The sequence below is a fragment of the Flavobacterium profundi genome, from assembly GCF_006491645.1.
In the GTDB taxonomy this organism is placed as follows: Bacteria; Bacteroidota; Bacteroidia; order Flavobacteriales; family Flavobacteriaceae; genus Flavobacterium; species Flavobacterium profundi.
This window is the reverse complement of record NZ_VDCZ01000038.1, coordinates 1-305: the sequence shown is the minus strand read 5'-3', so window position 1 is coordinate 305 and position 305 is coordinate 1. Positions and strand designations below refer to the sequence as shown.

Genomic DNA, 305 nt, shown 5'->3' with positions numbered 1-305 from the left:
GCTGTAATTACAACTTGTCCGTTTCCTGATGCGTCTAAAACAATCGTTTGAGTAGTTGTTCCTCCATCTAAAGAATAACTTACCGTTGCATTTGCTGTACCAACAATAGTAAATATAGCATCTTCTCCATCACAAATAGGACCATTTCCTGTTAGACTCGTTACACTTGGTAATGGATTAACCACTATAGTTTGTGTATTGGTAACTACTAATGAACAAGTAGTTGTCGTATTTTCAATTAAAGATAAAGTAATCGTTTGATCAACCGTTGCTGCTGTAATTACTACTTGTCCATTTCCGGAAGC

General features: G+C 36.1%; 1 protein-coding gene. It reads right to left on the bottom strand.

From position 1 onward, the window contains the following. Positions 1-305, bottom strand: a 305-nt coding sequence (locus tag FHG05_RS18520; RefSeq protein WP_181369198.1) for a hypothetical protein, incomplete at both ends; no start/stop codon positions are given.